Here is a 19,653-nt window from a genome sequence, read left to right as displayed (position 1 = left end):
GGAGCTATGAAAAGAGTACTAAAGCCGCAGGTTCTGGTCACCCTGGCCGGAGGCGGACTGATTCTGTATCTGCTGTTTTTGCAGCCGTTTGTCGGGGTGGCCGATAATGGCGATTTTTTGCGCATGATGAATACGATCGGCCTGAACTATTATGATACCGCGGAGAGCTATGCGGACCGCTTTTTCAGCTTCAGCCACTCGCAGTTCGCTTACGACAACTTGTTCAGGGGCTTTTATCCTTCCTCGCAGATCCTGCTGGTGCTTGTCCCCCGGCTTCTGGCCGGGCTGGTACACGGCAGTTATTTCGATATCCGCGTACTTGGGGCGGTCTATGCTGTACTGCTGCTTGCCGCGACCTGGCTGACTGTAAAGCTCGGGGCCAAGCACTCTGCTGTTATGGGACTGTTGCTCGGGGCCGGGATGCTGTTTGTTTTTTACGATATCGGGTATCTGGCCTATTTCAATTCGCTGTTCGGCGAGCCGGTGTCGATGGTGTTCATGCTGCTGACCTTTGTCCTCGGGCTGAGACTGACGATGCAGGATCATCCGACCCGCCGGGGGCTGACGCTGTTCTTCATTGCTGTGCTGTTTCTCGTCTGCTCCAAAATCCAGAACGCGCCGGTGGGCCTTGCGTTTATGCTGATTTTTTGGCGTCTCGGTTCCCTTCAGAGGGAAGGGGGCTTCGGGAAGCTGGCCAGGCAGTTTGCTGTAGCGGTAGCGGTTATATCGGTCATTCTGTACGTGACGGCTCCCAAGGAGCTGAAGCATATTAACCTGTACCAGACGGTATTCTTCGGGATTCTGAACGAGTCCCCGGATGTGCGCGGCGATCTGCGCGATCTCGGGCTGCCGGAACGGCTTGAGGTGCTGGCGGGAACGAACTATTTTCAGGGGGATACGGCGATCAAGCAGGATGATCCTTCGCTGACGCCGGATTTTTATGACCGGATCTCGCATAAGGATGTCCTTTTCTTCTATTTAAAACATCCCACGCGGCTGATAAATAATATGGAGTATGCGGCCCGGAACAGCATGTCCATCCGTCCCTATTATCTCGGAAGCTATGAGAAAAGTCTCGGTAAGCCCGCAGGGGCAGTGGCCTATACATACAGCGGGTGGAGTGAGTTCAAAAACAGGCATCTGCCTGATTCGCTCTGGTTCCTTGGCCTCTTTTATCTGGTCTATTACGCAGGAGTATTGTTCTATTATTTCCGTGCCCGGGAGCGCCGTGAACGGATTGCCGGAGAGCTGCTGCTGTTGCTCGGTCTGATCGGACTGTTCTCTTTCCTGGTGCCGATTCTCGGTGACGGCCGGGCGGATATCGGCAAGCATCTGTTCCTGTTTAATGTGAGCTTTGATATGATGGCCATCGTTATGCTGGGCGGCATTGTGCGTATTGCTGCAGAATTTACGGGGCGCAAGAATGGGACTTTGGGCAATTGACCCTTAGTGCATAATCGAATACAATGTGTTTGGAACTTTAGTAAAAGATTAACAATGGCTTACAGCCTCAACTGAGTAAGGGGGCCGCTATGGGAAATGACGAACACAGGGACCGAATCGAGCAGGCGCGACAGGAGCTGAACCGGCTGGCTCTTGAGTATGGAGTGCAGGATATCAGAGTTCTCCGCCAATCCGTTAAGCTGGATGCGCTGCTGAATGAGTATACGGACTGTCTCACCGACAAGGATGACATGCCCTATTAGCATAAGAGAAAAGCATTTTATATCTCGGACATTTGGACGGCCAGGCCGTCTGGATGTCTTTTTTGTATGGGAATTGTAGCTGCTCTTTCGCCTATCTGGGGTTACGGGAGCGGGCAGGGGATGAGAGGAGGGGCTAAAATGCCTCTGATTCAGCGGGAATTGGGTGGCTGGAAGAAACTAATTGGATTTTAGCCACTTAAATTCCTGATTTATCGGACTTTACGGTAACTAAGTGGAATAATGCTACTTAAATCGGGGAGTATCGGCCGTAGGGAGTGAATTGGGAGCATTTAAGTGGCGTTTTTCCAACTAATTTTCCAAAAAGGCTGCATAGTTGAAAAATAGATGGCAAAAATCCACTTAGTCGCATGAACGTACCGATGAGCGCACGTATACACATATGAATGAACGCCCTTATAAGCAAGCTGATCTTACATATCGAATAAAAGTTAGTTTTATAGAGGTTATGAGTAACAACTTACTAAGAGTGCTCCGGCGGCTGTTTGCTGCCTGGGGCACTCTTTTTTGTGTTGGCGGCAACGGTGGCTGGAGTGGAAGGAATCAGCAAAGGTGCGGGCAACCCGGGTGATTGACAGCGGGCAGCTGCCAATTTATCGCCGGGCATGGCAGATGTCCATGAGGCGGATGCTGACTCCGCATATAGTACTACTGTCTTGAGAATATGACGGGGCAGGGTGAAAGCCGTGAAAGCAAAAAAGAGAAGAACGCATCTGCGGGATTACCGGGACGGCTATCAGGAGGGATACCGTCTCGGCTTATGTGAAGCTGTGAAACGCCTAAATTCTCCGGAGGTGGAAGCATGCCGGCCTTTTAAGCTGATGTATGTCCCCCAGGGGTTTGAAGCGATAGATACAGGAATCACAGAAGCACTCCGGCTGCTTGTCAGTGAGCTGATTCTCGCAAGTCCTGATACGATGCTGGAGGTTGCAGCGCGTGAGAAGCCGGGGGCTGTGCTGGTCATGAACGGGCTGCATGTCTTTCCCGAGAACCATATGGACCAGATTGATGAAATCCGGAAGCTGGGCATCGCTACAGCCATCTGGTTTGCGGATGACCCCTATTTTACCGAGGATACCTCCGTCATCTGTCTGCACTATGACCACGTATTCACACATGAGCTGGGGTGTGTGGAATTTTACCGCTCACTGGGGGCAGACTCTGTCCACTACCTTCCCCTCTGTGTCAATCCGCAAATGTTCTATCCGCGCCGGACCGGACCGCAGCATCAGTTCGACATTGTGTTCATCGGCAACGCGTTCCGTAACCGCACCGCGCTGTTTGATGAGCTGGCGCCTTACCTGAAGGGGAAAAAGGTGCTGATCGCCGGCGGCTTTTGGGAACGGCTGAGCCAGTTCGAGGAGCTGTCGCCGTTTATCCGGAGCGGCTTTATCCCTCCCGAGGAAACGGCCAATTACTACAGCGGAGCGAAGCTGGTCATCAACATTCACCGGCCGTGGGAAGGCGGACTGGATAACCGCAATACCTTTCAGCTGCCGTCCCGCTCCATTAATCCCCGCACCTATGAAATCAGCGCCTGCGGAACGATGCAGCTGACGGATATCCGTGAAGATTTGGGCAGCTACTACCGTCCGGGCCACGATCTGGAGACCTTTGCTTCGGCTGAAGAGCTGAAACGCAAAATCGATTACTACCTGAAACATGAGCACGAGCGGCGGAAAATCGCACTGCGGGGGCTGCAGACGACCTTGCGCCACCACACCTTTACGGCAAGGCTGCCTCAGCTGCTCAATGTTCTCACTTCACAAATGTGAAATCCAAAGGGATGAAGGAGCGATTACTCATGAATAACGAATTTATCATGCCCGCGCCGCCACTGCCACGGACACCCGCGGAGGAAGAAAAGCTGCGTGGACGCCTGACCGGGTTCAAAACCGGATATGACGAGGGCTATCTGCGCGGACGGCTTGCAATCCTTGACGGCCGTCCGGAGGAGCCGATTCCGGTGCGGAATCTTCATGTAATGTATGTAGCCTCCGGCAAAGGCTATCCCTATTCTCCGCTGGATGATGCTGTTCTCTTTGCTCTCCAGAGACTGACCACCCAGGTTACGGTAACGGATGTGCGGCAGAACCTTGCTGAGCTTGCAGCAGCGCAGCGTCCGGATCTGGTGCTGGTGCTGGACGGAATGGAGCTGCCGCCGGAGCAGATTGCCCAGCTGCGGGGCAGAGGCATCAAGACGGCAATCTGGCTGACAGATGACCCGTATTATACCGATTTTACGATGAAAATCGTTGCCCACTACGATTATGTATTCACCCTGGAGCTCAATTGCGTAGAGGTATACCGCGGCCTGGGCTGTCCAGAAGTGCATTACCTGCCGTTTGCCGCCCACCGGGAGCATTACCGTCCGACGACCGGCCGTTCACCGATCCAGCGGGATGTCAGTTTTATCGGGTCTGCTTACTGGAACCGGATTAATTTTTTCCGGGATATTATGCCTGAGCTGATGAGCTATAACACCGTCATTAACGGCATCTGGTGGGATCGTCTACCGGAAGCTCCGCTCTACGGAGACCGGATTGAGATCGGCAAGTGGATGACTCCGCAGGAAACAGCTGTTACTTACAGCGGCTCCAAAATAGTCATTAACCTGCACCGTGCCCATGTAGATGAAAAAGACAATAACAATGCGCTGCTGATCCCGGCGGCCTCGCCGAATCCGCGTACCTTCGAAATTGCCGCCAGCGGTACTCTGCAGCTGAGCGATGCCAGAGATGATATGGGTACTTTCTACAAGGTGGGTGAGGAGATCGATACGTTCTCCAGCCCGCAGGAGATGATGGATAAAATCCGTTATTACCTGACTCACGAGGAGGAACGCCGGGATATGGCTCTGCGTGCTTTCGAGCGGACGCTGAAGGATCATACCTACACGCGGCGCCTCCACCAGCTGCTGACTGTCATCTACGGGTAAGCGCTGCTGCACGGGAGTATGCCTCTTGAGAATGTGCGTTTACCGGGAGACAGGTGTCGTGCCGGCATCTGTTTCCCTTCAATATACTGAGTACTGGACCTTGGCACCCGCCCTGAAGCGGTCGGCAAGTGAAGTGCGAAGAAGTGCTCTGTAGCTGATGCTTCGTAAAACTTAGCGTATGCTTCCGAAGCGAGTTTTACTGCGAAGAAGTGCTCTGTAGCTGATGCTTCGTAAAACTTTGAAGGAGGTGAATGGCTGCTCGAGGCCCCTTGCCAGGGAGCGCCGAAACACCATGGCCGACAAAGCTACAATCGTCCTTTTTTCCCACGTATCCAATACCCGCAGCATCACGGGCGCAGAGAAGCTGCTGCTGTTCTTCGCCCGCGAGCTGTCCTGTTACTTCAATTGCATTCTCGTAGCACCCCAAGACGGCAAGCTGACCCAGCAGGCCCGCAAGGCCGGCCTGAATGTGCAGATCATCCCGATCCCGCTGGTCTACGGGGTGTACACCCCTTATGCCGGACTTGAGGCGGATATCCGCAAATTTCAGGAGGGCCGGGAATACCTGGAGCTGAAAGACTGGCTTGCCGCGCTCCGGCCGGCGTTCATTCTTTCGAACACCTGTGTGCATGTCCTGCCTGCACTGGCAGCCAAGTCACTGGGCATTCCGGTAGTGTGGAAGATTTCCGAGACCATTACGGATAACGAATACACCGGAATTAGTGTGGAGCTGATCCACAGAAACAGCGATGAGATTCTGGCTATTTCCCATACAGCAGCAGCGTGCTTCCCGCAGGAGATCCGTGACAGCAAGGTGACGCAGCTTCCGCCTTCCTGGAATGACCAGGAGCTGCTGATGGCGGCCTGGAGCACACTGCGGGGCGAACGGCGTCGGGAACTCCGGGTCGCTCCCGGGGAGCCGCTTATCGGTTATATTTCTTCCTTCATCAATAAAGAAAAAGGTCTGGAGCATTTCATCAAAATGGCGGTTCTGGTCAGCGAGCAGCATCCGGAAGCGAAATACGTGGTCATCGGCACTCCCGGAGACAAGAGCTACTATGAGCGCTGCGTACGCAAGGTAAAGCTGGAGGGGCTGACCTCCCGCTTCAAGTTCTACGGATATGAAGATTCTCTTCCCTCTGCTTACTGCGCCATGGATCTGCTGGTGGTTCCCAGCCTGATCCGCGAGGGCTTCGGCATGACGGCGCTGGAAGGGATGGCTTTTGGCAAGCCGGTTGTCGCCTATGACTCCGGCGGCCTGTGTGAAGTGCTGCAGGCCGCAGGCTGCGGCGGCCTGCTCGCCCCGGCAGCGGACATCTCTGCGCTTGCTGCGCGCGTGAACAGCCTGCTGGCGGAGCCGGGCCTTGCCGCCGCCACCGGCAGTCAGGCGCGTGAGCGCATCGACGCCGCCTACGGGCCGGCGGCTTACCGCATGCGCCTACTCGGCCTCGCGGAGCGCTGGCAGCTCCGCTACTGCCTGGCGCCGCCTGAGCCCGGCGGCGCAGAACCCGCCCCGCCCGCAGCGCTGCCTGCGGGCGGGGGCGAACCGGCGGCGCGCACAGCCCCGCCGCCGGCCAAGGCGCGCCGCGCAGCACGGCTGCGGCGCGCGAAGCTCCGGCGCGGCAGGCTGAGCCGCGCCAAGGCCCGGGCGCGCCGCGGCAAGCGCCCGGGTCGCAAGCGGCGCGCGGGCGGCAGCGCGCGCCGGAAGAGCAGCCGCGGGCAGAAGCACCGCGGCAGGAAGGCCCGGCGGCGGGGGCGCAGCCGCTAGGGCTGTGCCCTTCCGCGAGGCGCACCGCGCGCGCCGGGGCTCTGCTTTCCGCGAGGCGCACCGCCCCTCGCCGGGGCTGCTTTCCGCGGGGCGCACCGCCCCTCGGCGGCATCAATACCACCCTGCCTGATACAGCATCAGGCAGGGTTAACCTCAAAGGGAGTGAACCCATGAAGATCATGACGATTTTGGGCACACGGCCCGAAATTATCCGGCTCAGTGTGATCATACCGCTGCTGGATAAGCATGCGGAGCGGCATGTGCTGGTGCATACCGGCCAGAATTTCACGCCCAGCCTCAGTGGAGTATTCTTCGCAGAGCTTGGACTGCGGGCACCGGACTATGTATTGCAGGATAAGCAGGCTGGACTGGGCGGCCAGCTGGCGGCCATGTTCGGAAGCCTGGAAGGCATTCTGCTGAAGGAGCAGCCGGACCGGGTTCTGCTGCTGGGCGATACGAACAGTGCGCTGTGCGCCATTCTTGCCGAGCGGATGGGCATTCCGGTAGTCCACATGGAGGCGGGCAACCGCTGTTATGACCTGAAAGTGCCCGAAGAGAAAAACCGCCGTGTCATTGACGCGGTTTCCACCATTAATATGCCATATACGCAGCAGAGCAAACGCCATCTGGTCAGTGAGGGCTTCCCGAGCCAGCGTATCGTGCTCACCGGCAACCCGATCCATGAAGTGATTACGCACTACGAGGCGCAGATCGGCAGCAGTGATATTTTATCCCGGCTTACACTGACCTCCGGCCAGTACTTCCTCGTCACAGCCCACCGGGCGGAGAATGTGGATGATCCTGAGTCACTGGTGCAGATCATGTCAGGACTTAATCTGGTGGCTGAGCAGTTTGGCCTCCGCCTGATCTGCAGCATTCATCCCCGTACCCGTTCCAAGCTGACGGAGCAGTTCCCGCTGACCATGAACCCGCTGGTGGAATTTCATGAGCCTTTCGGATTTTTTGATTTCGTCCATCTGGAGCAGCATGCCCTCTGTGCAATCACCGACAGCGGGACCGTCCAGGAGGAATGCTGCCTGATGGGAGTGCCGACTGTAACGATCCGCCGGACGACAGAGCGTCCGGAGACGGTGGATTGCGGAAGCAATGTAGTGTCGGGAGTGGAGCGGAACAGCATTCTGCGCAGTGTCCGGCTGATGACGTCGCTGAGTCCGAAATGGGAGGCACCGGAAGGCTATTTGACTCCGGATGTCTCGGCCAAGGTAGTCAAATTTTTGCTTGGAGGGAACCTGCATGTTTAATAATAAACGGATTCTTGTCACCGGCGGCACGGGTTCCTGGGGGCATGAACTGATCCGGCAGCTTCTGCCGCAAAATCCTGAAGAGATCATTATTTTCTCCCGCAGCGAGTCTGCACAGGTGGCGATGAGCAGGGAATATGAGGATAACCGCCTCAGCTTCGTTATTGGAGATATCCGTGACAAGGATGCGCTAGTGGCTGCTTGCCGCGGCGTTGACTATATCATCCATCTCGCAGCTTTGAAGCATGTACCGGTCTGTGAAGACCAGCCGTATGAAGCGCTTAAGACTAATGTGATTGGAACCCAGAATGTCATCGAGGCGGCTATTGCCAATCATGTTGAAAAAGCGATCTATATCTCTACCGATAAAGCCGCCAATCCGTCCAACTTCTACGGCATGACGAAGGCGATTGGTGAGAAGCTGTTTGTATACGCCAATCTGCTCCGTTCAGGAACCCGCTTTGTCACGGTACGCGGCGGCAATGTGCTGGGAACCAATGGCAGTGTGGTTCATCTGTTCATGAAGCAGATCAGGGACAAGGGACAGGTGCGCATTACTGATATGCATATGACCCGCTTCTTCCTGACCCTTCGTGATGCCATTTCACTGCTGTTCAAGGCCTCTGAGGCCAGTGTGGGCGGAGAGATTTTTGTCATGACGATGCCGACCTGTCGGATCATTGATTTGGCCGAAGTACTGATCGAGGCTTCCGGTAAAAAGGATGTAAGCATTATTGAAACAGGCATCCGGCCCGGCGAGAAAATCCATGAAATTCTGATGAGTGATTTTGAGAGCAGATCAACCGTTGTTTACGATGAGCAGTATCTCGTTATTCTGCCGACCTTGAATATGCCTGAACTTAAGGAGTGCTACCAGCGATACGCACCCGTCTCTTTCAGCAGCTTCAGCTCCGAGCGGAATTTGATCTCAAAAGACGAAATCAGAGCCATATTACAGCGTGGAGGATTTTTATAATGAAGCTGCTGATCTTTGGCGGTAACGGCATGGCCGGTCATATGCTGGTGGATTTTTTCAGAGCGCAGAGCGGGATGGAGGTTTTTTATACAACCCGTGATCCCCGGGACAAGAAGGGCCTTATTCTTGATGCTGCCGACGGACATATTGTGGAGAAGACGGTGGAGCTCGTGCGTCCGGATATCATCATTAATGCCATTGGCGTCCTGAATCAGTTCGCTGAGCAAGATATCATTCGTGCTTATCATATCAACGGATTTCTTCCGCACAGGCTCCGTTATGCCGCCGACCATATTGGTGCGAGGCTAATTCATATCAGCACGGATTGTGTTTTCGAGGGAACCCGGGGCGGCTACAGCGAATCCGATCATCCCGACGGCACAAGCACCTACGCTCTAACCAAAACGTTTGGTGAGGTCAATGCTCCCGGGCATCTGACGATCCGCACTTCCATCATCGGACCGGAGATTCGTCCCGGAGGCATTGGTCTCCTGAACTGGTTTATGCGGCAGCAGGGAAATGTTACAGGATACCGCAATGTGTTATGGAACGGTGTGACAACGCTGGAACTGGCAAAGGCGGTCAGAGTACTCATGCTGTCCCCGCTTTCCGGCATCGTCCATCTTGCTCATCCGAAGCCGGTCAGCAAAAATGAGCTGCTGATATTGTTCAAGGATACTTGGGGGCTCCATCAAATTGAGGTAGTAGCAAGCGACACTCCCGTCCAGAACAGGACACTCTTATCGACTCGTACAGATATGGACTATACGGTTCCGGATTATCCGCAGATGATGAAGGAGCTGAGCGAATGGATGAACAGGGGGTAAAGCTGCGGCAGACCATCTTGATTACCGGCGCTTCCGGATTTACGGGTCAGCACGCCTGCACCTTTTTCAGTTCGATCGGCATGAACGTCGCAGCGCTCGTTCACAGTAAACCGGAGAATCCTCAGCCCGGGGGCATAAGTTATTACGTCTGCGATCTGCTGGACAGAGCCGGGGTGGAAGATACAGTCCGCAGCATCAAACCGGATTATGTGCTCCATCTGGGCGGTAAAAATTCCGTCCCGGAGTCTTGGGAGACACCGCTGCTGTATGTGGAGTCCAATGTAATGACCACTTTGTACCTGTTGAATGCGCTGCGCCAGTTCCCTTTCTGCCGCATTCTTGTAGCGGGTTCCCGCCTTAATTCCCCTCTTCTCCCGCCGTACAGGCAGAATCATCCGTACAGCTTAAGCAAAAGTCTTCAATCTGCCGGAGCGCTCTCCTGGGCTTCGTTGTTCGGACAGTCCGTCATGGTTGCCGAACCGAGTAATTTGATCGGCCCCGGCCCTTCCACCGGATTCTGCTCACTGCTGGGCAGGCATATCGCCTGCCTGGAAGCCGGTGAGGAAAGAGCGGCGTTCACCCTTTCTTCCCGTACGGAACGGCGTGACTTTCTGGATGTTCGTGATGCGGTGAGAGCCTATGCAGCTCTGCTTGCCAAGGGTCAGGCAGGAACAATCTACAGGATCGACTCGGGGGAAGAAAGAACCTTGTATGATACGGCTTCGTCCATGATCAAGCTGGCTTCCTGCCTTGTGCCACTTGTATGCAGCCGGCAAGATGATCCGGATGAGGAGCCCTCTCTGCAAGCTCCCGCACTGTATGCTGCGCCTGGGCGTTTACTTGCTCAGGATTGGCGGCCGGAAATTCCGCTCGAACAGTCGTTGGCGGATATTATGCATTATTTTCGCACAAAGAGGGGAGAGACGGCATGAAGCCCAAAGTGTCAATCATCATTCCTTTTTATAATTGTCCTTATGTAGAGCTGGCCATTCGCAGTGCGCTGGCTCAAACCTATCAGCCGCTTGAAATCATTGTAGTTGATGACGGATCTACGCTGTATTTCGACAAGATTCGTAAATACGGGGGACGTGTGTGCTACCTCGGCAAGCCTAACGGCGGCACAGCCAGTGCGCTCAATCACGGTATCCGCAATGCTACGGGCGATTATATCGCCTGGCTCAGCTCCGACGATTTTTATAAGCCGGGCAAGATTGAAAGGCAAATACAGCTCATGACGGAGACGGGAGCCTACATCTCGCATACTAACTTTAACTTTATCAACGGGGAGGGATTGCTGACCAAGTACGCTGTCGCATCCGCTTTCCCGTCCATGCCTGATTTTTACCGTGCTCTGATGGAAGGAAATCCTGTCAATGGCTGCACTGTAATGATACGGCGGGAGATGTTTGCGCAAATCGGCCTTTTTGACGAGAGTCTGCCTTATACGCATGATCTGGACTTCTGGTACCGCGCCGTATTAGCCGGGTACTCTTTCCCGTTCCTGAACGAGACGCTCCTATATTACCGGTGGCATGACGGGATGGGAACACGGCTGCACCATGATGAGATTAAGATCGAGCTGGCGCATGTCCAGGCTAATTACCGTGACAGGATGGAGAAACTCATTGCACGGAGCTGATAGTAAGATAAGAATTTTCAAGGATGAGGAGTGAGGGGATTTGGTTATCGGGACTGTTGTGAATGCGTCTGGCCTGCAGGGCGCGATGCTGATGGCCTATTCGGTCAAACAGCATATGCCTGATGTCCGGATTGTGGTCTGCCTGGTCGAAGAGAACATAAATCCGTCCGGGTATTATCCGGATATTGACCGGATGATTACCGCCAGGGAACTTTCCGGCTGTATCGGGTTTCAGGAATTTGACCGCTATATATCCAGGTTTAGCGGCCTTCAACATGCGGTTGCCATGAAGAGCCAACTGCTCAAATATCTGCTTGAAGCGTACCCGGAAGAGCAGCATATCGTATATCTTGATCCGGAAATGTATGTACTGGGGCCGTTTGCCGAGCTGGAGCATATGCTGCACCACTATGATATTGTATTGACCCCCCACCATCTGGAGCCTTCGGAGCCCTGGGATTGCTCCAGGGAGATCGGAACGCTCCAGGACGGTACATTTCACAGCGGCTTTGTGGCGGTAAAGAACAGCCGTGAAGGACATGATTTTGCCAGCTGGTGGATTACATTGATGGCAGGTGAATTTGAAGGGCAGCCGCAAGGGGTTTTTATTGACCAGCCTTATCTTAATTTTGTCCCGGCTTTTTTTAATGCCGGTGTTTTGCGGCATCCCGGGTACAATCTGGCGTTCTGGAATTTGCATGAAAGCGGCAGACAGGTCTATAGGGAGGGCGGAGAGTACAGGTTAACGGGCGGTGTACCGCTGCGCTGTTCAAATTTCAGCAATTTCCTGGGGCTGCTTGATTACTGTCTGGGGACATTTGTGCCGGACAATTCAGATTATGCGTCTCTTTGGATGGAATATAAGCGTCGGCTATCCTGAGTTTAATGAGGGGGGAGCTTCATGATAATTTGTTCAGTGACTTGTGCAGACAATCTGCATGAGGCGAAAATGATGGCCAGAGCCGTTAAATATCACATGCCGTATGCATGGGTTGTTATCTGTTTGATGGAGCGGACGATCCATCCGGCAGCGGTGGATGTCCCTTATTTTGATGAGGTCGTACTGGCTAAAGATCTGGGGATTCCCCATTTTGAAGGAAACATCTTTAAGTACAGTCTGCTTGAGGCGGTAACCTCCATTAAACCGAAGTTCCTCCGCACTTTATTTGACAGGTATCCCCATGAGCAGAATGTTGTATTTATGGATACAGATATCATTGCCTATGCCCCCTTTGACGATCTGCTCGCTGCCCTGGAGCATCATTCCATCCTATTATCTCCTCACCGGATCGAACCAAACCCTGAACCTCTGGGCTATCTTCAACACGGCATATATAATACCGGGTTTTTGGCGCTCCGCAGATCAGAGGAAACCATGCGTTTTCTGGAATGGTGGGGACAGCGCCTATACAGCTATTGTCATTATCATGCTCCATTTTTTGTAGACCAGAAGTGGGTGGATTTGGCTGCTGCTTTTTTTGATATCCAGGTATGGAAGCATCCGGGCTATAATGTGGCGGCGTGGAATTTACACGAGCGATGCCGGAGGATTGTACGGGAGGAGAACGGGCGTTTTTGGCTGGATAATGATGTCCCCTTCGTCTGCTACCACTATTCCGGGATGCACGGAATGCTCCAGTACTGTATGGCCGAGTGGCTTCCTGACAAAAGCAATCCGCTATACCGCCTGCTTCAGGATTATGTGGATGAGCTGGAGGTTATGGGGAAAAGCGAGCTCTCCGAAGAACCCTGGAGCTACGACTATTATCTGGACGGTGGTCCAATATCTATTATGGAAAGAAAGGCCTACGGTAGCGATGCGAGCGCTTTTGAATCTGGACGGAACCCTTTTCTGAGGGACTCCGGCAGCGGAGATGAATGGATGTGAAAGGGTTGATCGTCGCTGCCGGAAAAGGCTCACGCCTAAGACCATTCACTTTAACCAGGCCGAAAACGATGATTCCTGTCGCGGGCAAGCCGATTCTGTTTTACGCGATTGAAAAACTCGCAGATGAAGGAATACGTGAGATCGGAATCGTAATCCACCCTTCGCAGGAGTCCATGATTTATGAAGCGGCCGGTACCGGAGAACAGTTTGGCGTATCGCTGACCTATTTATTCCAGCACGAACCGAAAGGGATTGCCGATGCCGTTGCTGCCGCCGAATCTTTTATCGGGGAGAGTGATTTTGTCCTGATGCTTGGTGACAATCTGGTCAAGGAACCGCTCGGTCCGATGCTGGATCAGCTGCTGCTGGCCGAGGCTTGTATCATGCTCATGGAAGTGAATAATCCGGAGCAGTATGGGGTTGCCGAGATTAGTGAAGGCAGGGTAGTAAGGGTGGAGGAGAAGCCGCAGCATCCGAAAAGTAATCTCGCTGTAGTCGGCGTCTATGCTTTTAAAGTCGGAATTTTCGAGCATATTCATACCTTGACAGCCTCTGCACGGGGAGAACTGGAAATAACCGACGCAATAAAGGGGTTAATCGACGGAGGGGGCAAGGTATCTTATCTGATTACCACTCACCCTTGTTCCGATGTGGGAAACACAGAGCGCTGGCTGGAGGCTAATACATGGATGATGGATGAGGTCTGTGAGGGGAGGAACGACGTCTCTTCCGAGGTTATCCTGATCAACTGCACCCTGCACGAGCCGGTAATCATTGGTCCCGGCTGTAAGCTCGAGAACTGTACCATCGGGCCTTATGTTTCCGTAATGTCTGGTGCCCGCTTGGAGGAATGCCGTATCGAACGCAGTATTTTGCTCCGCAATGTTACCATTCGCGGAAACGGAGAGGCGTTCATCAGCAGTATTCTAGGCGATAATGTGTGCATAACAGGTCTGAGCGGAGGCTCTGCAATAAGGCGGTTCATCCTGGGAGACTTATCACAGTGCTACGGGGCAGATGGCTAACCCATTCGATAATTAGAGGAGGAATCAGGCTGTGGAAATTATTCCTAGAAGGCTGAAGGGCGCATATGAGCTCCGAATGGCTCCCATGCACGACCATAGGGGGATGTTCATGCGATCTTATGATGAGACGATCTTCTCAACCTTTGGCATGGATCGGAGATGGGTGCAGGAGAATCAATCACTGACGAAGAAGAAAGGGACCATTCGGGGGCTTCATTTTCAATTTGCCCCCTTCACCGAGACCAAGCTGGTGAGGGTCGTTTCCGGAGCTGTGTTAGATGTGTTTGTAGACCTGCGGAAGGATTCACCTACGTTCGGCCAGTGGGACAGCCTGGAGCTGTCCGAAGACAACCGGACCATGGTCTATATTCCCCGTGGATTCGCACACGGCTTCTGTACGCTTGTAGACCACTGTACCGTGCTCTATAAGGTAGACCAGGTGTTTAGTCCTGCTGCAGACAGCGGTATCCGCTGGGATGATCCCTCACTTGCTATTGACTGGCCCACCCATGATCCGCTGCTCTCTGACAAGGACAGGAATCTTCCGAGCCTGCAAAACTTTATTGAGCAGAACAAAGGGCTTGAATCTATATGAGGTATATAGTGACCGGCGCAGGGGGATTTATCGGGAGTGTATTATGCGAACAACTTCATAAGGAGGGCCATGAGGTCGTTCGCATGTTTCGGAAATTGCCCGGCCGGGAGAAGGATGCTAACAGCAGTTATGAGGATTACGAATGCAATGTGTTATCCGAAGGCTTTCCCGGCCTGCATATGAGCGCCGACGCTGTTATTCATCTGGCGGCAGCGAACGACATTGTTTCCAAAAACGGTCGTGAAGGCATAAGGTTGTCCGTAATCGGAACGAAGAACGTGCTGGATTTTGCCGTTAATAGCGGAATTGATAAAGTGGTTTTCTTTTCAACCATACAGGTGCTCGGATCGGAGCTGCGGGGACTCATTACGGAGGAGTCGGCCATCTGCCCCGAGAATGATTATGCGGCTAATCATGTGATGGCTGAAATGTATACCGAAATGTATGCGCGGATGGGACTGCTGAGAGCCGTCAGCGTGAGGCCGACGAATGTGTACGGGCGCTTCATTAATCCAACGGTAAACCGCTGGAGTCTGGTACCGGCCTGCTTTTGCAGGGAAGCCTTCTTTAACAAACAGATTACCCTGCGCTCCTCAGGCAGGCAAATGAGGAATTTTGTCAGTGTGGATAGTGTGGCCGGGGCAACACGGGCGGTTCTCGCGGGCTTTCCGGCATCCTACGATATTCTGCATATTGGATCGCAATGCCAATTAAGCATTGTGGAAGCCGCCCAAATGGTGAAGGAGGTCCATGACGAACTGTATCCAGAGCCGGTTAAGCTGATTATTCAAGGAGAAGAGCCACGGAAGGAGAACAAGTTTGAGATCTCTTTGCGCAAATTGGAGGAACGTTACGGCTTGCAGAAGCACCTGGGTAGAGATGAGCTGCGGGAGCAGATCCGTTTGATCTTCGGTGACCTGGAGCAGCAGTTGCCATCCGGAGGTGCTATTTAATTCCATCCACAGTGGAACATGTACTGGAATAATTCACAGGCAAGCCTTGCCCGTCATTCGCGGGCAAGGCTTGCCTGTGCCGAAACATAAAAAAACTCCTGCGTCCATTCAGACCGTATGGTCCTCACTTCCGCCCGGAGGGAATGATGCTATTCACTATGATGCGCCCGACTCCTCGTACTGCCGGATCTGAGCGCGGCAGATCTCCAGCATATTCTCCTGATTCATGAATGCCTTATACCATGCGCTTGTGTTCATCAGCGCCGTATCCAGGTCCCAGCGGGGCTGCCAACCCAGCTCAAGCTTTGCTTTGGAGCAATCCAGCTTGAGTACAGCCGTCTCATGCAGCCGGTTATCGCTTTCTACCTCATATCTTGCTCCCGCTCCCCAGAGACTGCAAAACCGGCGTACCACCCATTCCACACTCCGTGCATCTTGATCATCAGGGCCGAAATTCCAGGGCTCGGCAAAACGTATTCCTTCTTCTATAAGCCGCTGCCCCAGAAGAAGATAACCGCTGAGAGGCTCCAGAACATGCTGCCAGGGACGTACGGATCCGGGGCTGCGGATGACCAGAGGGACCTTGCTGCAGATGGCCCTGAAGCAGTCGGGAATCAGCCGCTCTGCCGCCCAGTCGCCGCCGCCGATCACATTTCCAGCTCTCGCGGAGGCGATGGCCACCCCGTGCTCCTGATACCGGGCGTTGTGAAAGAATGAATTGCGGTAAGAGGAAGTGACCAGCTCGGAACAGGCTTTGCTGCTGGAATATGGGTCGAAGCCGCCCAGCGGATCATTTTCCCTGTATCCCCACAGCCACTCCTTGTTTTCGTAGCATTTATCGGTCGTAATGTTCACTACGGCTTTAACCGAACCGCCCTGAAGATTGTTCTGGCGGACCGCTTCCAGGACATGTACCGTGCCTAACACATTTGTGGCGTAGGTATCTACAGGCTGGCGGTAAGCTTCCCGGACAAGCGGCTGGGCTGCGAGATGAAACACGATATCCGGATCTGCTTCCTGCATAGCAGCCCCGAGGCGGCTGGCATCCCGGATATCTCCGGTGACGGACTGGAGGAGCTGATCCCCGCCACAGCAGTGAAAGAGGCTGGGATCGGTATTTGGAGCGGTCGAGTATCCGGTGACCTTGGCGCCAAGCTGGTGCAGCCAAATGGATAACCAGGTTCCTTTAAAGCCTGTATGGCCGGTAAGGAATACTTTTTTGTTTTTCCAAAAGTCTACTTTCTCCATGGTGCATTCCCCGATTTCCATAACTGCTCCAAATAATTTTTATCTCTTAACGTATCCATCGGATGCCAGAAGTCCTCGAACTCATATCCCATCAGCTGCCCGTCCGACGCAAGAGATTCCAGCGGTTCGTTTTCAAATACGGTCTTATCTCCTTGAATGTACTGGAACACCGCTGGCTCAAGTACAAAAAATCCGGCATTGATCCACGAGTTGTCCCCTTTCGGTTTCTCTCTGAAGGCTTCGACCTGGTGCTGGCTGTTGAGCTGCATTGCCCCGAATCTGCCCGGGGGCTGGGTTACGGTTACTGTGGCCAGTTTACCGTGGCTGCGATGGAATTCCAGCAGATGTGAAAGGTTGATGGAGGAAAGACCGTCTCCGTAGGTCATCATGAAGGTCTCATCCCCTATAAAATCCGCAATCCGTTTCAACCGGCCTCCCGTTAACGTTTCCAGCCCGGTATCGACCAGCGTAACTTTCCAGGGCTCCGCCTTATGGTGGTGGATAACAGTTTCGTTCTGGTTCGTGAAGTCAAAGGTGATATCGGAATTATACAAATAATAGTGCGAGAAGTATTCTTTGATCACATTGCTTTTATAGCCCAGGCAAATGACAAAATCATTAAATCCGTAATGGGAATACAGCTTCATAATGTGCCAGAGAATCGGTTTTTCCCCGATTTCTATCATCGGCTTAGGCCGGAGATGTGATTCTTCGCTGATTCGTGTTCCATAACCTCCTGCGAGAATGACTACTTTCAAGCTTTCCAGCCCCTTTCGAATTAACGGATAACGGATTAGTGTGCTTTAAATGCAGTGACTCAGCACCTCATTCAACGCTGCCTGGTCGAACTTTCTGACCTGCAGATTATTGGATAATATTTTACGTACCCATGCCCGCTCCGCCTGATCCCCGTGCCTCTTAGGGCTGAATAACGCCAAATGGATCTCCAATTCTTCAGCAGTAGGAAAAAGCCCGAACTGGTACAACTGTTCCAGACTGATCCTTTCGGCTTGCTTGAGCTGTTCCGGGGACATCGTTCTGCTGATTTGAGCATCATGATGCCGGTAAAGCAGATGGCAATCCTTCAAATTGGTCATTCGGGTAATGCCAGACAGTCTTGCCCACAACCGGTAATCCTCTGCGTGCTCATAAGAAGATTCATATGGAGGACTGTCCAAGCGCTCCAAAACATGCCTTCTCATCATCACGGCAGGATGCGCCAGACAGCAGTGAAACAGCAGCGTGCAGGCCAACAAGTCGGGATCGGTAGGGAGCTTCGGAATCAGGCTCTCTGCTTTGGCCTCGCCAATGATCCGGTATTGCGTACCGCAGACACCGATGTCAGGATGAAGGTTCATAAATTCAAGCTGTGCCTTGAACCGGTCCGGCAAACTGTAGTCGTCCGCATCCATTCTGGCGATATAAGCGCCCGAAGCTGCGGCAAAACCTCTGTTTAGACAGGTAACAATTCCGCAGTTCACGGGATTGTCGATTAATTTTATCCGGGGATCAGTGAAATGGCTGAGAATTTCCAGGCTATTGTCGGTTGAACCGTCATGAATGATGATGAGCTCGAAATCCGTATAGCTCTGGCACAGGATACTCTCTACCGCCTGCCTCAGAAAGCGGGAAGCATTATAAACCGGCATCAAGACGGACAGGTTGGGCATAATGGTTTCGCCTCCTTCTATAGTAAATACAAACAGGAGGGATATAGACACGGACAAATGCACCGGGCATAAGCATATTTGAGCCAATGCCAGGTGGACGATTATTTGGCAATGGGCATTCTTCTTATGCGAAGCGGATGATGTAAACATATAACTAGTAGTAGCTATTATGTCAGGGGGGTTCATGTTGAGGATATTGCAGATTGCACCAAATCATGAAACGGTACCGCCGCAGCGGGATGGCGGGACGGAGCGGGTTGTGTACGACCTTTCTCAGGAACTGAGCCGCCGTGGCCATGAAGTTATTCTCTATGCGCCATATGGCAGTGCTATTTCGGGATCAGTGATTCATTATCCGTTTTTTGGTGATTCGCAAATCGGTGCGTATGTTTCGGAGACTCTTCCTGGCGGGATTGACATCATCCATGACCATACGTTCGATTCCGCAATGAGCGAGAACGGATTGTACCTTCCAATGGTGAGCACGATTCACCTGCCTGTCCGCAATGCTGTTCGTTTTCCGGTATATGTGAGCCGCAGCGCCTGGGAGACGGTGGGAGAGCGGAATGGCTGCTATGTGCACAACGGGATTGTTCTTGAGGATTACCAGCTCAGTCACGAAAAAGACGATTATCTGCTCTTTATGGGCAGGCTTGTCCGGGAAAAAGGCGTGAACGAAGCCATGGATCTGGCGGAATCAACGGGGCAGCGCCTGATTATAGCCGGGCCGGTTCATGATGAAGAGCTGTTTCTACAAGTCATAACCCCCCGTATCAAGAACAATCCGTTGCTGCACTACGTCGGTCCGGTTGGCGGATCCGTCCGCCAGGATTTGCTGAAGCATGCGGCTTGCCTTCTATTCCCTATACAGTGGGAGGAACCATTCGGGCTTGTCTTGATTGAAGCGATGGCCTGCGGCACGCCGGTTCTTGCTCTCTCCAGAGGGGCTGTTCCCGAAATATTGGAGCATTTTCCGGAAATGATGTGCACCTCACTTTACGAAATGCAGCAGAAGCTGTTCAATGATAAGGCTCCCTATTCTCCCGGAGAGTTACGGGCGTACGTTGGAGAACGATTCTCCCAGTCCAGAATGACGGATAATTATTTGACGGTTTATCATAAGGCAATTTACGGATAGGG

Annotated in this window: 19 protein-coding genes; 16 read left to right on the top strand and 3 right to left on the bottom strand. The window is 53.3% G+C overall.

Annotation, left to right across the window (positions count from 1 at the left end):
• The first annotated feature begins 6 nt into the window (after nt 1-6).
• The 15 genes from wsfD (at nt 7) to M2108_RS28640 (ending at nt 15,595) form a co-directional block, all read left to right on the top strand.
• The gene (gene wsfD / locus M2108_RS28710; protein ID WP_277472824.1) at nt 7-1,443 is read left to right on the top strand and encodes a glycan biosynthesis hexose transferase WsfD; all 1,437 of its coding nucleotides are present in this window, start codon (nt 7-9) and stop codon (nt 1,441-1,443) included.
• An 89-nt stretch (nt 1,444-1,532) separates the two neighbouring features.
• The gene (locus M2108_RS28705) at nt 1,533-1,706 is read left to right on the top strand and encodes an aspartyl-phosphate phosphatase Spo0E family protein (RefSeq protein ID WP_082707708.1); all 174 of its coding nucleotides are present in this window, start codon (nt 1,533-1,535) and stop codon (nt 1,704-1,706) included.
• Between the two features lie 695 nt (nt 1,707-2,401).
• On the top strand, nt 2,402-3,499 hold the full coding sequence (locus tag M2108_RS28700) for a CgeB family protein (RefSeq protein WP_481856963.1): 1,098 nt from the start codon (nt 2,402-2,404) through the stop codon (nt 3,497-3,499).
• A gap of 29 nt (nt 3,500-3,528) precedes the next feature.
• Nucleotides 3,529-4,662: a CgeB family protein gene (locus M2108_RS28695; RefSeq protein WP_277472822.1), complete on the top strand. Its 1,134-nt coding sequence runs from the start codon at nt 3,529-3,531 to the stop codon at nt 4,660-4,662.
• A 292-nt stretch (nt 4,663-4,954) separates the two neighbouring features.
• Nucleotides 4,955-6,430 (top strand): glycosyltransferase family 4 protein, encoded by a 1,476-nt coding sequence (locus M2108_RS28690; protein ID WP_277472821.1) that lies wholly within the window; start codon nt 4,955-4,957, stop codon nt 6,428-6,430.
• 170 nt (nt 6,431-6,600) lie between these two features.
• On the top strand, nt 6,601-7,692 hold the full coding sequence (gene wecB, locus M2108_RS28685; RefSeq protein ID WP_277472820.1) for a non-hydrolyzing UDP-N-acetylglucosamine 2-epimerase: 1,092 nt from the start codon (nt 6,601-6,603) through the stop codon (nt 7,690-7,692).
• Nucleotides 7,685-8,668 carry a polysaccharide biosynthesis protein gene (locus M2108_RS28680; RefSeq protein ID WP_277472819.1) on the top strand — a complete coding sequence of 328 codons (984 nt, stop codon included), beginning with the start codon at nt 7,685-7,687 and terminating at the stop codon, nt 8,666-8,668. The genes wecB and M2108_RS28680 overlap by 8 nt, the downstream gene beginning before the upstream one ends.
• A complete protein-coding gene (locus M2108_RS28675; RefSeq protein WP_277472818.1) occupies nt 8,668-9,495 on the top strand; it encodes a dTDP-4-dehydrorhamnose reductase family protein in 828 nt (275 codons plus the stop codon). The genes M2108_RS28680 and M2108_RS28675 overlap by 1 nt, the downstream gene beginning before the upstream one ends.
• On the top strand, nt 9,477-10,427 hold the full coding sequence (locus M2108_RS28670) for an NAD-dependent epimerase/dehydratase family protein (protein WP_277472817.1): 951 nt from the start codon (nt 9,477-9,479) through the stop codon (nt 10,425-10,427). Before M2108_RS28675 ends, M2108_RS28670 begins: the two co-directional genes overlap by 19 nt.
• The gene (locus M2108_RS28665) at nt 10,424-11,134 is read left to right on the top strand and encodes a glycosyltransferase (protein WP_277472816.1); all 711 of its coding nucleotides are present in this window, start codon (nt 10,424-10,426) and stop codon (nt 11,132-11,134) included. The genes M2108_RS28670 and M2108_RS28665 overlap by 4 nt, the downstream gene beginning before the upstream one ends.
• A gap of 40 nt (nt 11,135-11,174) precedes the next feature.
• Nucleotides 11,175-12,014, top strand: a complete 840-nt coding sequence (locus M2108_RS28660; RefSeq protein ID WP_277472815.1) for a hypothetical protein — start codon at nt 11,175-11,177, stop codon at nt 12,012-12,014.
• Nucleotides 12,015-12,035: 21 nt separating this feature from the next.
• Entirely contained in the window at nt 12,036-13,022 is a 987-nt protein-coding gene (locus M2108_RS28655; RefSeq protein WP_277472814.1) for a hypothetical protein, read from the top strand.
• On the top strand, nt 13,019-14,047 hold the full coding sequence (locus tag M2108_RS28650) for a glucose-1-phosphate thymidylyltransferase (RefSeq protein ID WP_277472813.1): 1,029 nt from the start codon (nt 13,019-13,021) through the stop codon (nt 14,045-14,047). Before M2108_RS28655 ends, M2108_RS28650 begins: the two co-directional genes overlap by 4 nt.
• A gap of 31 nt (nt 14,048-14,078) precedes the next feature.
• Nucleotides 14,079-14,642, top strand: coding sequence for a dTDP-4-dehydrorhamnose 3,5-epimerase (gene rfbC / locus M2108_RS28645; RefSeq protein WP_277472812.1), 564 nt, complete (start codon nt 14,079-14,081; stop codon nt 14,640-14,642).
• A complete protein-coding gene (locus M2108_RS28640) occupies nt 14,639-15,595 on the top strand; it encodes an NAD-dependent epimerase/dehydratase family protein (protein ID WP_277472811.1) in 957 nt (318 codons plus the stop codon). The genes rfbC and M2108_RS28640 overlap by 4 nt, the downstream gene beginning before the upstream one ends.
• A gap of 156 nt (nt 15,596-15,751) precedes the next feature.
• Here the strand turns inward: M2108_RS28640 and rfbG are convergent, their stop codons facing one another.
• From rfbG to M2108_RS28625, 3 genes are read right to left on the bottom strand one after another with little or no spacing between them, the layout of a single operon-like run.
• A complete protein-coding gene (gene rfbG / locus M2108_RS28635; protein ID WP_277472810.1) occupies nt 15,752-16,843 on the bottom strand; it encodes a CDP-glucose 4,6-dehydratase in 1,092 nt (363 codons plus the stop codon).
• Nucleotides 16,831-17,601, bottom strand: a complete 771-nt coding sequence (gene rfbF, locus M2108_RS28630) for a glucose-1-phosphate cytidylyltransferase (RefSeq protein ID WP_277472809.1) — start codon at nt 17,599-17,601, stop codon at nt 16,831-16,833. The genes rfbG and rfbF overlap by 13 nt, the downstream gene beginning before the upstream one ends.
• A 45-nt stretch (nt 17,602-17,646) precedes the next feature.
• Nucleotides 17,647-18,513, bottom strand: a complete 867-nt coding sequence (locus tag M2108_RS28625) for a glycosyltransferase family 2 protein (protein WP_277472808.1) — start codon at nt 18,511-18,513, stop codon at nt 17,647-17,649.
• Nucleotides 18,514-18,697: 184 nt separating this feature from the next.
• Between M2108_RS28625 and M2108_RS28620 the strand changes: the two genes are divergently transcribed.
• Complete coding sequence (locus tag M2108_RS28620; protein ID WP_280777291.1) at nt 18,698-19,651, top strand: glycosyltransferase; 954 nt, start codon at nt 18,698-18,700, stop codon at nt 19,649-19,651.
• The last annotated feature ends 2 nt before the right edge of the window (nt 19,652-19,653 follow it).

It is taken from the genome of Paenibacillus sp. PastM-3 (assembly GCF_029893965.1).
Taxonomy (GTDB): Bacteria; Bacillota; Bacilli; order Paenibacillales; family Paenibacillaceae; genus Paenibacillus_AQ.
The sequence above is the reverse complement of the archived record's forward strand: the minus strand, read 5'-3'. Positions and strand labels throughout refer to the sequence as shown.